This window comes from Thauera aromatica K172 (assembly GCF_003030465.1).
Classification (GTDB): Bacteria; Pseudomonadota; Gammaproteobacteria; order Burkholderiales; family Rhodocyclaceae; genus Thauera; species Thauera aromatica.
Map to the genome: position 1 here is coordinate 352,894 of NZ_CP028339.1, position 16,700 is coordinate 369,593.

Consider the following 16,700-nt stretch of genomic DNA (forward strand, 5'->3'; position numbering starts at 1 on the left):
CGGAAGGCGGGCGGGTGGGGCATCGAAGGGATGTGCAGGTGGTGCGGGAGCGCCCGGACGAGACGTGTGCACGGACCGCTCGGCGCGGAGCGCGCGGGAAAAACAGACCGCCATTGTGCCAGTGGCGGCAGCGGATGCAAAAGCGCCGAACTGCTCCTGCAAACCGGGGCTGTTCCCGTCTTTGGCTTGGCCCTGCGGCGGCTATTCTGGTTGAACTGAAACTTTGTGCAACACGAGGGGCTCGTCGTGACCGACCGCCTGGAAGAAGCGCTCAATCACCATCGACAAGCCCTGTCGCTGCGCCACGAGCGGCAGAAGATCCTCGCCGCCAACATCGCCAACGCCGACACGCCCGGCTTCAAAGCGCGCGATATCGACTTCCGTGCCGAATTCGCCTCCGCCCTCGGGCGGCGCGGCGAACGTCTCGAACTCGCCGCCACCGCGCCCGGCCACCTTGCCCGCCGCGGCGCGCCGGCGGCGGTGAGCGAAGTGCTGTACCGGGTGCCCGACCAGCCCAGCCTCGATGGCAACACCGTCGATATCGACCGCGAACGCAGCGCGTTCGTCGATAACTCGGTGCGCTACCAGGCTGCGCTGACGCTGCTCAATCAACGCATCCAGGGCCTCAAGGGCGCGATGGCGCCCGAATGAGACCGACCTAGAGGGGGATCGTCGCCATGACGATGTTTTCGATATTCGACATTTCCGCTTCGGCGCTGTCGGCCCAGGCGAAGCGCATGAACGTGTCGGCGAGCAATCTCGCCAACGCCGACAGCGTCACCGGCCCCGACGGCCAGCCCTACCGCGCCCGCCAGGTCGTGTTCGAGACCGTCGCGGCGCAGGACGGGGTCGGCGGCGTGCGCGTCAAGGAAGTCATCGACGACCCCTCGCCGATGCGCATGGAGTACCGTCCGGAGCACCCGCTGGCCAATGGCGAAGGCTACGTGACCATGCCCAACGTCGATCCGGTGCATGAAATGGTCAACATGATCTCCGCTTCGCGCGCCTATCAGGCGAATGTCGAAATCATGAACACGAGCAAGCAGCTGATGCTCAAAACCCTGACTCTCGGCGAGGGCTGATTCCCATGAGCACCACCATCGACACTTCCGTCCTCAACACGCTCAACCAGAGCGCAACGGCCTCCGCCCGTCAGTCCGCCGAGCTGCGCGACAGCTTCATGACGATGCTGACCACCCAGCTGAAGAACCAGAACCCGCTCGATCCGATGGACAACGCGGAGATGACTTCGCAGCTCGCGCAGATCAACACCGTCAGCGGCATCGAGGAGCTCAATCGCACCCTGGAGCTGATCTCCACCCAGATCGAGGCCAGCGGCATGCTCGAAGCGGCCTCCCTGATCGGCAAGGGCGTGCTCGTGCCGGGCGACCGCGTGCTGCTCGATCACGACGCCGATGGCGTCCCGGCGTCCACGCCGTTCGGCATCGAGCTGGCCGGGCCGGCCGACAATCTCGCCGTTTCGATCATCGATGCGGGGGGGCAGGTGGTCAATCGCTACGAACTGGGCGCCGTCGATGCCGGGATGGAAACCTTCACCTGGGACGGCCTCAACAGCCAGGGAGCGGCTGCGGCGCCGGGCGCCTACCGGGTGCAGGTCGAAGCCCTGCAGGGCGACAAGGCGGTCGAGGTCAGCACCTTCAACTACGCCCTGGTCGGCGGCGTGGTGCCGGTGGGCGACCAGGGCGGTTTCCTGCTCGATCTGGGCGCCATCTACGGCCAGGTCGAATTCGGTGCGGTCAAGCAGATTCTCTGAATCCGGTCTTTTTCATCAATGCAGTCGGGGACGGATCGGCGGCCAATGGATGGCCGGCCGGTTCTCCGCATCGAGGAGCGATAAATGGGATTTTCGCAGGCTCTCAGCGGCTTGAATGCCGCATCGGCCAAGCTGGACGTGCTCGGCAACAACATCGCCAACACCCAGACGGTGGGCTTCAAGTCGAGCTCGATCACCTTCGCCGACATTTTCGCCGGCGCCGGCAGCAAGATCGGCCTGGGGACCCAGGTCGGAACGACGGTGCAGGATTTCAAGACCGGCAACCTCGAAACCACCGGCCGCGGGCTGGACGTCGCCATCGCCGGTGACGGCTTCTTCCGCTTCCAGCTCTCCAGCGGTGAAATTGGTTACTCGCGCAACGGCCAGCTGCAGATGACCGCCGACGGCTACCTGGTCAATTCGCAGGGTGCGAAGATCATGGGCTACGGGCTCAACGACCCGAACGACGCGTTTTCCGAGCCGGCCACCGGCGGCTCGCCGGTAGCGCTCCAGATCTATCCGGACGACATGCCGGCGGCGGCGACGACGAATGTCAGTGCAACCTACAACCTCGACGCGCGCATCGATGAAAGCAATGCCGATCTGCTGAGCCAGGCGCGGGTGTTCGACGATGCGGCGGACCCGGCAGGCTCGCCGGTCGACATCAATTACCACTATTCGAACAGCTTCACCGTATTCGATTCGCTCGGCACGGCACGCAACGTCACCGTCTATTATGAAAAAACGGGAGCCAATGCATGGTCGGCCAAGGTGGCGATCGACGGTTTCTATAAAGCAGCTAACGACTTCACCCTCGCGTTCGACAGCAGCGGCAAGCTTGTAGATATCACCCATGCCTCCGCCGCAGGCACTGCCGACGACAGGGTCACGATCGACTTCAGCACTGCCGAACTGGGTGGTGAACCCAGCCCGCTGAGCTTCGAGTTCGTCCTCGACGGCTCCACCCAGTTCTCCAACACCTCGACGCAGAATGCGCTGACCCAGGACGGTTACACTTCAGGTACGCTGGTCGGCCTTTCGATCGAGGCCGACGGCACGGTGATGCGCAAATACTCGAACGAACGCTCGGCCTCCGCCGGGCAGATCGTGCTGGCGAGTTTCCGCAACGCCGAAGGCCTGTCGCCGATCGGCGACAATATGTGGCAGCCCACGGTGAGTGCCGGCAGCGAGCTCGTCGGCATCGCCGGTTCCGGCTCGCTCGGCGCCCTCCAGGCCGGTGCGGTGGAGACGTCCAACGTCGATCTCGCCAAGCAGCTCGTCGACATGATCGTCACCCAGCGCGCCTACCAGGCCAACTCGCAGACGATCAAGACGCAGGACGAACTCCTGCAGACTTCGATCAACCTGCGCTGACGCGCACGCGACGGGGCCGGGCGCACGCCATGGACAGAATCCTCTACACCGCGATGAGCGGCGCCAGCCAGACGATGGCGCAGCAGGAAGTGGTCAGCCACAACCTCGCCAACGTGTCGACCAGCGGTTTCCGCGCCCAGCTCCACGCCGCCCGCGCGGTGCCGGTCGAAGGCGTCGGCACGCTGCCGACGCGGGTGTCCACGGTGGCGTCGACGCCGGGCGCGGACTTCCGCGCCGGGCCGATCACCCGCACCGGGCGCGCCCTCGACATCGCCCTCGAAGGCGAAGGCTGGATCGCGGTGCAGGCCGCCGACGGCGGCGAGGCCTACACCCGCCGCGGCGACCTCCAGCTCGACGGCGCGGGCATGCTGACCAGCAACGGCCGCCCGGTGGCCGGCGAAGGCGGGCCGCTGATGGTGCCGCCGGGGGCCGACACCTTCATCGGCAGCGACGGCACGGTGAGCGTGATCGGGGTTGGCGAAAACGCCAAGGCGCTGGTCGCGGTCGGGCGCATCAAGCTCGTCGATGGCCGCGCCGCCGGCCTGCAGCGCGGCGACGACGGCCTGTTCCGCCCGCCACCGGGGGCCGAGGGCAACATCGTCCCGCTGCCCGCGAGCGAGACGATGCGGGTCACCAGCGGCGCGCTCGAAGGCAGCAACGTCTCCGCGGTCGAAACCATGGTGTCGATGATCGATCTCGCCCGCCGCTACGAGATGCAGATGAAAGTCATCGGCACCGCCGACGAAAACGCCCAACGCGCGAACAGCCTGCTGTCCCTGCAGGGCTGAGGACAGAACAGGAGCACTCACCATGATCAAATCCTTGTGGACGGCCAAGACCGGCCTCGAATCGCAGCAGGTCAAGCTCGACGTCATCGCCAACAACCTCGCCAACGTCAGCACCAACGGCTTCAAGCGCTCGCGCGCGGTGTTCGAAGACCTGCTTTACCAGAACCTGCGCCAGCCCGGCGCCCAGAACGACGTCCAGAACCGCCTGCCTTCGGGGATGCAGGTTGGCACCGGGGTGCGCCCGGTGGCCACCGAGCGCCTGCACACCCAGGGCGGCCTGCAGCACACCGGCAGCTCGCGCGACCTGGCGATCAACGGCCAGGGCTTCTTCCAGGTCCGTCTGGTTGACGGTTCGGCCGCGTTCACCCGCGACGGCAGCTTCCAGCTCGATGAAAACGGCCAGATGGTCACGGCCAACGGCTATCCGCTCGAACCTGCGATCTTCATCCCGGAAAACGCCTTGACGGTGTCGATCGGCGAGGACGGCATCGTCTCGGTGACCCAGCCCGGCATCATCGAGGCCAACCAGGTCGGCCAGATCACCGTCTCCACCTTCGTCAATCCGAGCGGGCTGGAGAGCGTCGGCGGCAACCTGTACCGCGAAACCGCGACTTCGGGCGCGCGCAACGACACCATTCCCGGGCTGAACGGCGCCGGCCGCCTGTTCCAGGAATACGTCGAAGTCTCCAACGTCAATGTGGTCGAGGAAATGGTCAACATGATCGAGACCCAGCGTGCCTACGAGATCAACAGCCGTGCGGTGAAGACGAGCGACGAGATGCTGGCCCGCCTCGCCCAGCTGTGATGCCGCTGCCGTTGCTCCGCGCCCGGCCCCGGCGCACCGTTCTGCCGGCGCTCCTGGCCGCCCTCGCGCTCGGCGCCTGTGCCCAGCTGCCGCGCCCTTCGGTGGTCGGCGATCTCCAGCGCACCCCCGCCACGCCGGTCGTGGCGGCGCCCGCCAACGGCGCCATCTTCCAGTCCGCGCACGCCTTGCAGCCGCTGTTCGAGGATCGCCGTCCGCGCCGTCCGGGGGACATCCTCACCATCGTCCTCGACGAGGAAGTCAGCGCGAGCAAGAGCTCCAGCGCCAGCGCCAACCGCAAGGGCGGTGCCGATTTCGTCCCGACGCAGGTTCCCGACAAGCTGAAAAAACTCTCCGATTTCGGTCTCGAGCTGTCGGGCAGCAATGACTTCGAAGGCAAGGGGGGCGCGAAGGCGAACAACACCTTCGAAGGCAAGATCACGGTCTGGGTCGCCGAGGTCGAACCCAACGGCAACCTGCGCGTGCAAGGGGAAAAGCGCATCGCGATCAACCAGGGCGTCGAGTTCATCCGCTTCTCCGGCATCGTCAACCCGCGCACCATCACCGCCCAGAACACCGTGGCATCGACCCAGGTCGCCGACGCCCGCATCGAGTACACCGGTGATGGCTACATCAACGAAGCCCAGACGATGGGCTGGCTGCAGCGGTTTTTCCTGAATGTCACTCCTTTCTGAACGGCCCGGGTACCGGCTGATGCGCCGATTGTGCCGCGCCGCGGCGGTCCTGCTGTGCCTGTCCGCATCGATCGGGGCGCTGCCGGCGCAGGCCGAAACCATCCGCGAACTGGCCAGCTTCGCCGGCGTGCGCGACAACCAGCTCGTCGGCTACGGCCTCGTCGTCGGCCTCGACAGCACCGGCGACCAGACCACCCAGGCCCCGTTCACCACCCAGAGCCTGGCCAACATGCTGTCGCAGCTTGGCGTCACCGTACCGTCGGGGACCAACATGCAGCTGCGCAACGTCGCCGCGGTGATGGTCACCGCCGATCTGCCGCCGTTCGCCCGCCCCGGCCAGCGCATCGACGTCGTCGTGTCCTCGATCGGCAATGCCCGCAGCCTGCGCAACGGCACCTTGCTGATGACGCCGCTGAAGGGCGTCGATGGTGAGATCTACGCCATTGCCCAAGGCAACCTGCTGGTCGGCGGGGCCGCCGCCGCCGCCGGCGGCAGCAGCGTGCAGGTCAATCACCAGGCGAGCGGGCGCATCGCCCGCGGCGCGACGGTCGAGCGCGAGGTCGCGCTCGCGCTCGGCGGCGACGACGGCCGCCTCGAGCTCGAACTGCGCGAGGCCGACTTCGGCACCGCGCAGCGCGTGGTCAACGCCATCAACATCGAATTCCGGCGGGTGGTCGCTTCCGCCCGCAACAGCCGCGTCATCGCCCTCGACGGCCCGCTCGAGGACGACGAGCGGGTGCGCTTCATCGCCCGCATCGAAAGCCTGCGGGTGACGCCGGGCGATGCGCCGGCGCGGGTGGTGATCAACTCGCGCACCGGCTCGGTGGTGATGAACCGCGCCGTGACCCTCGGCCGTGCCGCAGTGGCCCACGGCAACCTGTCGATCGTCATCGACACCGAAAACCGGGTGTCGCAGCCGCCCCCGCTGAGCGGCGGGCAGACCGTGGTCGTGCCCGACAGCAAGATCAGTATCGAACAGCAGCCCGGCACCCTGCGCCTGGTCGAAGGCGCGGAGCTGGGCGAAGTGGTGCGTGCGCTCAATGCCCTCGGCGTCAATGCGCAGGACCTGATGTCGATTCTCGAGGCGCTGAAGGCGGCCGGCGCGCTGCGTGCCGAGCTCGAGGTGATCTGATGAGCCTGCCCGCCGATCGCGCCTCGCTCGCCCTCGACGTCCACGGCCTGCAGCGCCTGAAGCGGGCCGCACGCGAGGATTCGGCCGCGGCCGTCGACGAGGCCGCGCGCCAGTTCGAGGCCTTGTTCGTGCAGAAGATGCTCGAAGGCATGCGGGCGACGATTCCCGAATCCGGTCTCTACGACGAGCGCAACGGCCAGTTCTATACCGCCCTGCTCGACCAGCAGCAGGCGCAGAACATTGCCGGGCGCGGCATCGGCCTCGCCCGCATGCTGAGCGCCCAGCTCCAGGCTCAGCTTCAGGCCCAGCGCCCGTCCGGCGCGCAGCCCGCGGCCAGCGCCAGCCCCGACGGCGCCAGCCCCGACGGCGCCTCCGGCGCCGCGCCTCCGGCCACGCCGCGGCGGCTCGACGCCCGCCTCCAGGCACCGCTTCCGGCTCCCGTGCAAGCGCCGGTCCCGGGCGCGACCCGGGCGCCGCTCCAGGCACCGGCGCCCGCCTCCGGCGCGGAGCCGGGCGCCGGTGCCACCCCCGGGATCAGCGGTGATCGCGCGCGCTGGCGCGGCGGCGAACGCCTCGTTCCCGCCATCGACCCGGCGCCCGCGCAGCCGCCGCGCTATCGGGCGCCGCCGCAGGCGGCTCTTGCGCCGTGGGGCCGCGACTCCATGCCGCCCGCCGCCGCGCCCGCCGCTTCCTTCGCCGCGCTGCCTGAGCATGCGCGCGAGTTCGTCAGCCGCATCGCCGCGCCGGCCCGCGCCGCCGCCCGCGCCAGCGGCGTCCCCGCCGAGCTGATCATCGCCCAGGCAGCGCTCGAAACCGGCTGGGGGCAGCGCCGTATTTCTGCCGCCGACGGTCGCGACAGCCACAACCTGTTCGGGATCAAGGCCGGGGCGGAGTGGAAGGGGGCGGTCAGCGAAGTTCGGACTCACGAATACATCGACGGCAAGCGCCAGGTGCAGACCGCCCGTTTCCGCGTTTACCCGTCCTACGAGCAGGCCTTCACCGACTACGCCCGCCTGATCGCACGCAGTCCGCGCTACGCCGAGGTGCGCAGCGCACCCGACGCCCATGCCGCGGCGCGCGCGCTGCAGCAGGGCGGCTATGCCACTGATCCCGCCTACGCCGACAAGCTCGGCGCGATCCTCGACCGTATCGGCGGCGGCCGCGGCCTGGCCGCGCTCCGCCCGCCGCTGGCCGCACTCCGCCCGGGAACGCTCCCGGACGGTTGAGCGCGCGGGCACGGCGGGCGCGATCCCGGCGGCGCCGCTGCGGCCGGAGCCGCGAAGGGCTCAAGAACCCCGGCGCACGGCCGATAGCTTCAACCAAGACTTCGGGACACAGCGATGGACATTCAATCGATCGGCATCACCGGCCTGCGTACGGCGCAAATCGCCCTCGTCGCCACCAGCAACAACGTCAGCAACGTCTATACCCCGGGCTACAACCGTGAAGTGGTCAGCTTCGCCGAGACCGGCAGCGGCGGCGTCAAGGTCGGCGACGTCGAGCGTCAGTTCGACCAGTTCGTCGCCACCCAGCTCAACGGCACGGTGTCCTCGGTCAACGCGCTGCAGGCCTATCAGACCCAGATCGCGCAGATCGACAACCTGCTCGCCGACCGCGACGCCGGCCTCGCGCCGCTGATGCAGAGCTTTTTTTCCGCACTCCAGGATCTGGCTGCCGCGCCCTCCGATCCCGCCGCGCGCCAGGGCGTGCTCGGCACGGCCAATACCCTGACTGCGCAGTTGCGCGGCTTCGACGGCTACCTCCAGGACATGCAGGAAGGCGTCGACGGCATGGTCCGCGACGAAGTGTTCCAGATCAACAACCTCGCCGAACAGCTCGCCACGCTCAACCGCGAGATCGCGCTGGCGCGCGCGCGCAACGGCGAGGCGCCCAACAGCCTGCTCAACCAGCGCGACCACATGGTGGCGCAGCTCGCCGAGCGCATCGACCTGCGCCTGGAGGTCCAGGACGGCACCACCTACAACGTCAGCCTCGCCAACGGCCAGCCGCTGGTGGCCGGCACCCGTTCTTACGGGCTCGAGGCGGTGGCCTCGCCGGTCGACCCGCAGCGCCTCACGGTCGCTTACCGCGATGGCGGTGGGGGCCTGTCGGTACTCGCCGATGACGTCATCACCGGCGGCAGTCTCGGCGGCGTGCTCACTTTCCGCAGCGAGACCCTCGACCGCACCCAGAACCAGCTCGGCCAGCTCGCCGTGACCCTGGGGCTCGCCTTCAACGAGCAGCATGTCGCGGGGGTCGATCTCAACAGCGCTGCGGGGGGCGATTTCTTCACCCTCGGCGCCCCGCAAGCCTATGCCGATGCGCGCAACAAGGGCACGGCCGAGATTGTCGGCACCGCCTATGTCGAAGGCGATTACACGGCGCTGCGTGCGACCGACTACACGATCCGGGTCACCAACGCCGCGACGCCCGATTTCACCGTGGTGCGCCGCGATACCGGAGCATCGCTCGACACTGCCGAAGTGCAGTACGACGCGGCCGCCAAGACGCTGAGCTTCGGCGGCATCACCTTGACTTTCGACGATCCCACCCTCCTGCAGACCGGCGACCGTTTCGAGATCCAGCCGGTGCGCCGCGGCGCCGGCAACATCGAAGTCGCGATCGCGGACATCGACCAGATCGCAGCCGGCGAGGCCGCTGGCAGTGGCGACAACCGCAACGCCCTGAAGCTGCAGGATCTGCAGAGTGCCAGCATCGTCGGCGGTCGCGCCAGCGTCACCCAGGCCTATGCCGCGATGGTGGGTGACGTCGGCAACCGCGCCAATGTGGTCGAGGTCAACCTCCAGGCCATGAGCGGTCTCAGGGAACAGCTCCAGGGCCTGCAGCAGGCCGAGTCGGGAGTGAACCTCGACGAGGAGGCGGCCAACCTGATCCGCTATCAGCAGTATTACCAGGCCAACGCCAAAGTCATCGAAACCGGCACCACGGTGCTCGACATCGTCCTCGGCCTCAAGGCCTGATTCCCCACCGGAGCGCCGCCATGCGCATCAGCACCGTCACCGTCTACGAACAGAGCGTCTCGTCCATGAACCGGCAGCAGGCCGGCTTCCTCAAGACCGGCCAGCAGATCGCCAGCGGGCGCCGCGTGGTCAATCCGTCGGACGATCCGCAGGCGGCTTCGCGCGCGGTCGGTGTGTCGCAGGCGAAGGCAGTCACCGAGCAGTACGCCGATGCCCGCGTCAGCGCCCGCAATGCCCTGGCCCAGACCGAAAGCGTGCTCGACAGTGCCAGCAGCGTGCTCGAACGCGCCCGCACCCTGCTGGTGCAGGCTTCGAGCGACACGTTGGGCGATGCCGACCGCCAGTCGGTGGCGAGCGAGCTGCGCGGCCTCTACGAAGTGATGATCGGCCAGGCCAACGCCACCGACGGCAACGGCCGCTACCTGTTCGGCGGCTACAAGGACGGCAGCCCGCCGTTCCAGAAGGACGGCGACGGCAACATCGAATACAACGGCGACAGCAACGCGCGCGCGCTGCGCATCGACGCCTCGCGCCTGATGCAGGTTGCGGAAAACGGCGAGAACGTGTTCCTCAGCGTGCCGGCTACCGCCGGCCATCTCGCACGCGCCGGCGAGGCTAATGCCGGCAGCGTCACCTTCACCGGGCCGAGCGTGGTCGATGCCGCTGAAAGCGGGCACCGCGATAAATATACGATCACGTTTGGTCAAGACGCTGGTGGTGCACCGATCTATACGGTGTCCGGTCCCGGCGGGCCCCTCGCCGATCACACAAATATCGCCTTCGAAAGCGGCAAGCCGGTCACCTTCGCCGGGCTGAGCATGGTCTTCGCAGGCGAACCTGTGGACGGCGATGTTTTCGAAGTCGGCCCTGCAGAGGATATGGATCCCGATATCTTCCGCAGCTTCGAGCAGGTCCTCGCCGCGCTCGAAACGCCCGCCGACACCCCGGCGGCCAAGGCTGCGCTGCGCAACACCCTGAACACGGCGATGCGCGAGTTCGCCAACGCCCAGGACAATGTCCTCACCGTGCGCGCCTCGGCTGGTGCGCGCCTGAACGAGCTCGACATCGTCGATTCGGTCGGCGCCAACCGCATGCTCAACTACGAGCAGACCCTGTCCGACCTGGTCGATCTCGACTACGTGCAGGCCACTGCCGACTACAGCCTGCGCCAGGTCGGCCTGCAGGCGTCGTACGAAGTGTTCACCACGATGAAGGAGATGTCCCTGTTCAGCCGCATGTAAGGGGGCTGAACGGGGTGGCATCCTTCCCGCCCCGCGGGCGGGGACGCTTCATCCCGCCAGCGGGGCGAGCAGGTCGAGCAGTTCGCGCAGGAAGCCGAGCACGGCGCTGAAGTGCGACTGCAGGAAGCGGCCGAGGTCCATCATCAGCACCGCCAGCAGCACCAGGCCGACGCTGAGCGAGGCCGGCAGGCCGATGTTGAACACGGTGAGCTGGGGCGCGGAGCGGTTCAGGATGCCCAGCGTCAGATTCATGATCAGCAGCGGTGCCACCAGCGGCAGCGCCAGCAGCAGGCCGCTGGCGAAGATCGTCGCGCCGTAGCGCGCCAGCATGGCGAAGGCGCCCGGTTCGAGTCCGCCGAACCCCACCGGCAGGGTGGTGAAGCTGGCGGCGAGGATTTCCAGCACCACCAGGTGGCCGTCGAAGGCGAGAAACAGCAGCAGCGTCACCATGTGCAGCAGGCGCGACAGGATCATCGTGTTGGTGCCGGTGTCGGGCGAGAAGAAGGTGGCGAAGGCCAGGCCCATCTGCAGGCCGATGAACTCGCCCGCCGCCTGCACCGTGGCGAAGGCGACCTGCATCACGAGGCCGATCGCCACCCCGATCAGGATCTGCTCGAGCACGATGCCGGCGCCCATCCAGGTAAACGGCCCGCCTGCGGGCAGGGGCGGCAGGGTGGGGGCAACCAGCACCGATACCAGGGCGGCGAGTCCGATTTTGGCCTGCGTCGGCACGCTGCTGTGGCCCCACAGCGGCGATGCGGCGAGAAACCCGGTGATGCGCGCGAACGGCCACAGGAAGGCGGTGATCCAGAGCTCGAGCTGGGCCGCGTCGACGGTGAACATCGGCGGGCGCTCAGCGCACCAGGGTCGGCAGGCTGGTGAACAGCTCGCGGGTGTAGGTGGTGATCAGTTCGAGCAGCCAGGGCCCGGCCAGCACCAGCACCGCGAACACCGCGAGGATCTTCGGGATGAACGACAGGGTCATCTCGTTGATCTGCGTCGCGGCCTGGAACAGGCTGATCAGCAAGCCGGTGAGCAGGGCCATCAGGAGCATCGGCGCCGCCAGCAGGACCGCGGTCTGCATCGCCTTGTACGCCAGGGTCATCACCATTTCCGGGTTCACGGGCGTGTCTCCTGGGAGCGTTTCAGACCTGGAAGCTCGCCGCCAGCGAGCCGATGATGAGCTGCCAGCCATCGACCAGCACGAACAGCATGAGCTTGAACGGCAGCGAGATCGTCGCCGGCGGCACCATCATCATGCCCAGCGACATCAGCACGCTCGCCACCACCAGGTCGATGATCAGGAACGGCAGGAAGATCGTGAACCCGATCTGGAATGCGGTCTTCAGCTCGCTGGTCACAAACGCCGGCACCATCACCTGCAGCGGCACGTCCTCCGGCCCCTGCATCGGGCCAGCGCCGGCGAGGCGGGCGAACAGCGCGAGGTCGGGCTCGCGCGTCTGCGCCATCATGAACTCGCGGAACGGCCCCTGGGCGATGCGCAGGAATTCGCCGAAATCGATCGTGCCCGCGGCCAGCGGCTGCCAGGCGCTGTCGTAGACCTGGGCCAGTACCGGCGACATCACGAACAGGGTCAGGAACAGCGCCAGCCCGAGCAGGACCTGGTTCGGCGGCGCCGACTGGGTGCCGATCGCCATGCGCAGCAGGCTGAGCACGATGACGATGCGGGTGAAGCCGGTCATCATCAGCACCAGCGCGGGGAGGAAGGCCAGGCTCGACAGCAGCAGCAGGGTCTGCAGCGGAATCGACCACTGCTGGGCGCCGCCGCTCAGCGGCTGGCTGACGAGGCCGGGTAGCTGCTGGGCGAACAGCGGCAGGGGCAGGAGCAGGGTCAGCGCCAGCAGCCCGCCGGCGGCGAAGCGCTTCACGGCGCCTCCGGCGGGTTGCCGGCGCCGGTGCGCGCGCGCAACTCGGTGGCGAAGCTCCGGGCCGGTGCCGCCGCTGCCGCCGGCGCGGGCTCGATGCGCTCGAGCAGGCGCACGCCGCCCGCGCCCACGCCGAGCACCAGCCAGCGCCCTTCCACCTCCACCACTTCGACGCGCTCGCGCCCGCCCAGCGCCAGCGTACCGACGCGGCGCAGCCGGCAGCCGGCGCCGGCGACCCGCGCCGGGCCGAAGCGGCGCAGCAGCGCGGCGCAGGCGAAGATCAGCACGAGCACGAGGGCCAGCGCCGCGGCACTGCGACCGAACAGCGCCAGGCCAAACAGCGAGTCGGCGGCGCCGGCCTCGAGCGCGGCGGACGCGGCGGGGCTGGCGCTCATCGCTGGTTGAGTTTCTGCACGCGCTCGGAAGGAGTGATGATCTCGGTGATGCGGATGCCGTAGCGGTCCTCGATCACCACCACTTCACCCTGGGCGATCAGGTAGCCGTTGATCAGGATGTCCATTGGCTCGCCGGCGAGGCCCTCGAGCTCGACCACCGATCCCTGGGCGAGCTCGAGCAGCTGCTTGATCGTGATCCGGGCGCGGCCCAGCTCGACCGTCAGATGGACCGGAATGTCGAGGATCATCTCGAGGTCGCGCGCCTGCGCGGTGCCGGCGCTGCCCTGGGCGAGCGGGCGGAACACGTCCTCGCCGGCGCTGCGTGCGCTCGCTGCCGGCGCGGGCGCGGCAGGGGGCTCCACCGTGGCCTGCTGCTCGGCGAGCGCCGCCGCCCACGGATCGTCGTCGGCACCGGCCGCCGCCGCGCCCTGGTCCTGCTCGGCGAACGCCGCGGCCCAGTCGTCGTTGATGTCCGGTTGGGAGGGATCAGTCATGCTTGGCTTTCCTTCGGTTTCGATGCGGCAAGGCCGGCCAGGGTGCCGGCCTGCGGGCCGTCGGGCACATGGTCGATGAGGCGGCGCACGCGCAGTGCGCGCTGGTCGCGCTGGCGACCGTACTCACATTCCATCACCGGCACGCCGTCGACCTTGGCGAGGATGGTTTCGGGCAGTTCGAGCGGCAGCACGTCGCCGGCTTTGAGCCCCAGCACCTGGGCGATGTGGCTCGGCAGGGTGGCGAATTCGGCCACCAGCTCGACCTGCGAATGGCGCAGCTCCCCGGCCAGGCGCTGACGCCAGTTGCCGTCGCCGGTGCGGGCGTCGTTGAGCGGGTTGGTCAGCAGGTCGCGCAGCGGTGCGATCATCGTGTACGGCATGCAGATGTTGAAGCTGCTGGAGAGGTTGCCGACCTCGATGTTGAATACGGTGTTGACGACGATCTCGTTGGGCGAGTTGGTGATGTTGGCGAAGCGCGACTGCATCTCCGAGCGCAGATAGCTGATCTCGAGCGGATAGACCGCCTTCCAGGCTTCGCCGTAGGCCTCGATGGCGAGCGTCAGGATGCGCTGGATGATGCGCTGCTCGGTGTTGGTGAATTCCCGCCCTTCGGATTTCGCCAGGAAGCGTCCGTCGCCGCCGAACAGGTTGTCGACCACCATGAACACCAGGCTGGGCGGGAACACTACCAGGGCCGAGCCGCGCAGGGGCTTGAGCGCGACCATGTTGATGTTCGCCGGCACCGGCACGTTGCGCGAGAACTCGCTGTAGCTCAGGTAGCGTACGCCATCGACGGTGATGTCGACGGTGCGCCGCATGAGGTTGAACAGCCCCATGCGGAACTGCCGCGCGAAACGCTCGTTGATGATGTCGAGCGTGTGCAGGCGATCGCGCACCACACGGTGCTGGGTGGCCGGATCGTAGCGGCGCAGGCGGGCCGCGGCGGGGCTGGGGGTGGCTTCGTTGTCGCCGCTGACACCCTTGAGCAGGGCATCGATCTCTTCCTGCGACAGCAGATCGTCCTGTGACATGGCGGGCGGCCGGGCTTACTGCACGATGAATTCGGTAAACAGCACGTCTTCGATGGCCGGGGCGGCGTGGACGCTCGAGAACGGCGCCTGCAGCACTGCGCGCATTTCGGCGAGCAAGGCCTCCTTGCCGCCGGGCGCGGTCAGCTCCGCGGCCTTGCGCCCCGGGAACAGCATCAGCAGGCGGCTGCGCACCTGCGGCATATGCTCGACCAGGGCCTGGCGGCTGCGCTCGTCGGCGACTTTCAGGCTGAGGCCGGTGTAGAGCAGGCGCGGCCCGTAATTGTCTTCGGGAAGATTGACCGTGAACGGTTCGATGCGCACGAAGATCGGTGGCGGCGGCGCCTCGGGCGCGGCCGCGGTGGCGGCTTCGCTGCTGCGCGCGCCCATCAGGACGTACAAGGCCATGCCGGCGCCGGCCAGCGCCAGTGTCGCCAAGGCCAGCACGAGCATCAGCATTTTGCTCGAGCCGAACTTCGTTGCACTCATCGGGTTCCCTTGATCATATCTGGATCAACTCGGCAGTATCGCCTGCCGGAGGGCGTGGCGATGCCCCGAACAGGGGCACTGCAGCCGCCGTTCTTCCCGGTTTGCCCGGCCGCGGCGGGCGAACGCTCATACATGGATGTCGACCCGTCCGGCGGCGAGCAGTGCCGCGGCGGCGGCTTGCACCGCGATGCCGGCTTCGCCGCCGTCATCCGGCGCCGCTTCACCGCCGCTGCGGCCGCCGGCGGTGAAGCCGGCGCTGCCCTGCGAGTCGCCGCGGCGGTCGCTGACTCCGGCTTCACCGAGCGTGATGCCCTGGCTGGCGAGCGCTTCGCGCAGCTGCGGGAGGGCCTGTTCGAGCGCGTCGCGCACCTGCACGTGGTGGGCGACGAACTGCAACTGGGCGCTGCGCTCGGTCATCGACAGCGTGACCGACAGCGGGCCGAGTTCGGGCGGGCTCAGGCGCAGTTCGATCTGGCGCGCGCCGTCACGCCCGTGCACCAGCAGCTGCTGGCCGAGTTCGACCGGCCACTGTGCGCTGCCGGGCAGATGGTGGAGGGTGGCGCTGGCTGGTGCCGCGGACGGGCCTGCAGGGGCCGCGCCAGCCACGGAGGCACCCGGGGCGGCGGTCGGCGGGGAAGCCGATACCGCTTCGGCTGCGATCGAGCCGAACGGAGCGGGGGCCGGGGAAGGCGCGTCGGTGGCCGGCAGTGCCATCGTTGCTGGGGCTGCGATGGTGGGTGCGCCGCCGTCCGCAGGCGTGGTGGCGCGGGAGGCGGATTCGTCGGCCGCTGCGGTCGCAAGGGCAGCGGCCGGCAGGACGGTTCCGGCCGGGGCGCTGCCGGTGGAGGCCGCTGTGCGGGCTGGCGCCGTTTCGCCGACGACGGGGGCCGTGCCGGGCAGTCCCGGCGGTGCGCTGTCGGCGCCGGCAGCGGCGAGGTTCGTGGTGATGCGGGTTGCGGGAGTCGTGCCGGGCAGCGCCGCGGCGATGGCGGCGCCGGCTGCACCGCGGTCGGTCGGCGCGACCGCCGCTGCAGGATCGCCAGGGAGTCCCGGTGCGGCCGCCGCCGCTGCCAGCGCTTCCGCCGCGTCCAGCCGAAGGCTGTCGCCTGCCGCCGTGGCGGGGGGAGTGGCTTGCGGGGGCAGGGAGACGTGCCCGGACGGGAGGGGCAGGGCTGTCGGGAGGGAGGGGGCTGCCGGGAGGGCGGCGGCAAGCTGCGACAGATCGGTTGCCGTGTCGTCGCTGCTTTCGTCTACGGGCGGTTCCGGAAGGAGGGAAGCGGCCGCCAGCGGATCTTCCGCCGCGGGCAGGGGAGGGACCTCCCCGGTTCCGGGCGCGACTGCGCCGAGCGCGGCCTGCAAGGCGGCGGCGAGTGCCGTCCGGCCGTCCTGGGGGGCGCTGCCCGGCGCGAAAGGCGCCGGGGGAATGGATGGCGCTGTGGCCGGTGGCGCGCTTGGCGGCGTCGGGCTGCGGCCGGCGAGCGCTGCGCTCATTGCGCTGGCGAAAGTCGCGGGCGTTGCGCTGTCGCTGCTGCCGGCGCCAGGAAGCAGGGAAGCAGGGGCTCCGTTGGCGCCCTGAGTGGGGGCCATGCCGAGCAGAGTGTGAAGATCGATCATCGCCATG

The 16,700-nt window shown here is 68.9% G+C and carries 19 protein-coding genes; 11 read left to right on the forward strand and 8 right to left on the reverse strand.

Annotation, left to right across the window (positions count from 1 at the left end; all coding sequences use genetic code 11):
• Positions 1-246: 246 nt before the first annotated feature.
• From flgB to flgL, 11 genes are all read left to right on the forward strand, one after another.
• Positions 247-651, forward strand: a complete 405-nt coding sequence (gene flgB / locus Tharo_RS01655) for a flagellar basal body rod protein FlgB (protein WP_107219712.1) — start codon at positions 247-249, stop codon at positions 649-651.
• A gap of 26 nt (positions 652-677) precedes the next feature.
• Complete coding sequence (gene flgC / locus Tharo_RS01660) at positions 678-1,082, forward strand: flagellar basal body rod protein FlgC (RefSeq protein WP_107219713.1); 405 nt, start codon at positions 678-680, stop codon at positions 1,080-1,082.
• A 5-nt stretch (positions 1,083-1,087) separates the two neighbouring features.
• A complete protein-coding gene (locus tag Tharo_RS01665; protein ID WP_107219714.1) occupies positions 1,088-1,774 on the forward strand; it encodes a flagellar hook assembly protein FlgD in 687 nt (228 codons plus the stop codon).
• A gap of 84 nt (positions 1,775-1,858) precedes the next feature.
• Positions 1,859-3,148: a flagellar hook protein FlgE gene (gene flgE / locus Tharo_RS01670; protein ID WP_107219715.1), complete on the forward strand. Its 1,290-nt coding sequence runs from the start codon at positions 1,859-1,861 to the stop codon at positions 3,146-3,148.
• 29 nt (positions 3,149-3,177) lie between these two features.
• Complete coding sequence (locus Tharo_RS01675) at positions 3,178-3,936, forward strand: flagellar basal body rod protein FlgF (RefSeq protein WP_107219716.1); 759 nt, start codon at positions 3,178-3,180, stop codon at positions 3,934-3,936.
• Between the two features lie 22 nt (positions 3,937-3,958).
• A complete protein-coding gene (flgG, locus tag Tharo_RS01680) occupies positions 3,959-4,741 on the forward strand; it encodes a flagellar basal-body rod protein FlgG (RefSeq protein WP_107219717.1) in 783 nt (260 codons plus the stop codon).
• Positions 4,741-5,433 (forward strand): flagellar basal body L-ring protein FlgH, encoded by a 693-nt coding sequence (locus Tharo_RS01685; protein ID WP_107219718.1) that lies wholly within the window; start codon positions 4,741-4,743, stop codon positions 5,431-5,433. The genes flgG and Tharo_RS01685 overlap by 1 nt, the downstream gene beginning before the upstream one ends.
• Positions 5,434-5,452: 19 nt before the next feature.
• The gene (locus Tharo_RS01690) at positions 5,453-6,565 is read left to right on the forward strand and encodes a flagellar basal body P-ring protein FlgI (RefSeq protein WP_211309647.1); all 1,113 of its coding nucleotides are present in this window, start codon (positions 5,453-5,455) and stop codon (positions 6,563-6,565) included.
• Positions 6,565-7,791, forward strand: coding sequence for a flagellar assembly peptidoglycan hydrolase FlgJ (flgJ, locus tag Tharo_RS01695; protein WP_107219720.1), 1,227 nt, complete (start codon positions 6,565-6,567; stop codon positions 7,789-7,791). The genes Tharo_RS01690 and flgJ overlap by 1 nt, the downstream gene beginning before the upstream one ends.
• A gap of 114 nt (positions 7,792-7,905) precedes the next feature.
• The gene (flgK, locus tag Tharo_RS01700) at positions 7,906-9,546 is read left to right on the forward strand and encodes a flagellar hook-associated protein FlgK (RefSeq protein ID WP_107219721.1); all 1,641 of its coding nucleotides are present in this window, start codon (positions 7,906-7,908) and stop codon (positions 9,544-9,546) included.
• A 20-nt stretch (positions 9,547-9,566) separates the two neighbouring features.
• Positions 9,567-10,787 carry a flagellar hook-associated protein FlgL gene (flgL, locus tag Tharo_RS01705; protein ID WP_107219722.1) on the forward strand — a complete coding sequence of 407 codons (1,221 nt, stop codon included), beginning with the start codon at positions 9,567-9,569 and terminating at the stop codon, positions 10,785-10,787.
• Positions 10,788-10,835: 48 nt separating this feature from the next.
• Here the strand turns inward: flgL and fliR are convergent, their stop codons facing one another.
• The 8 genes from fliR to Tharo_RS01745 all read right to left on the reverse strand — a co-directional run bounded on the left by fliR (position 10,836) and on the right by Tharo_RS01745 (position 16,693).
• Complete coding sequence (fliR, locus tag Tharo_RS01710) at positions 10,836-11,630, reverse strand: flagellar biosynthetic protein FliR (protein ID WP_107219723.1); 795 nt, start codon at positions 11,628-11,630, stop codon at positions 10,836-10,838.
• 10 nt (positions 11,631-11,640) lie between these two features.
• On the reverse strand, positions 11,641-11,910 hold the full coding sequence (gene fliQ, locus Tharo_RS01715; RefSeq protein ID WP_107219724.1) for a flagellar biosynthesis protein FliQ: 270 nt from the start codon (positions 11,908-11,910) through the stop codon (positions 11,641-11,643).
• Between the two features lie 22 nt (positions 11,911-11,932).
• Entirely contained in the window at positions 11,933-12,676 is a 744-nt protein-coding gene (fliP, locus tag Tharo_RS01720; RefSeq protein ID WP_281257414.1) for a flagellar type III secretion system pore protein FliP, read from the reverse strand.
• Complete coding sequence (gene fliO / locus Tharo_RS01725) at positions 12,673-13,068, reverse strand: flagellar biosynthetic protein FliO (RefSeq protein WP_107219725.1); 396 nt, start codon at positions 13,066-13,068, stop codon at positions 12,673-12,675. Before fliO ends, fliP begins: the two co-directional genes overlap by 4 nt.
• The gene (gene fliN, locus Tharo_RS01730) at positions 13,065-13,562 is read right to left on the reverse strand and encodes a flagellar motor switch protein FliN (protein ID WP_107219726.1); all 498 of its coding nucleotides are present in this window, start codon (positions 13,560-13,562) and stop codon (positions 13,065-13,067) included. Before fliN ends, fliO begins: the two co-directional genes overlap by 4 nt.
• Positions 13,559-14,593 carry a flagellar motor switch protein FliM gene (gene fliM / locus Tharo_RS01735; RefSeq protein ID WP_107219727.1) on the reverse strand — a complete coding sequence of 345 codons (1,035 nt, stop codon included), beginning with the start codon at positions 14,591-14,593 and terminating at the stop codon, positions 13,559-13,561. Before fliM ends, fliN begins: the two co-directional genes overlap by 4 nt.
• Before the next feature lie 15 nt (positions 14,594-14,608).
• Positions 14,609-15,079 carry a flagellar basal body-associated protein FliL gene (fliL, locus tag Tharo_RS01740; protein ID WP_107219728.1) on the reverse strand — a complete coding sequence of 157 codons (471 nt, stop codon included), beginning with the start codon at positions 15,077-15,079 and terminating at the stop codon, positions 14,609-14,611.
• Positions 15,080-15,205: 126 nt separating this feature from the next.
• Positions 15,206-16,693, reverse strand: a complete 1,488-nt coding sequence (locus tag Tharo_RS01745; protein WP_159051643.1) for a flagellar hook-length control protein FliK — start codon at positions 16,691-16,693, stop codon at positions 15,206-15,208.
• Positions 16,694-16,700: the final 7 nt, after the last annotated feature.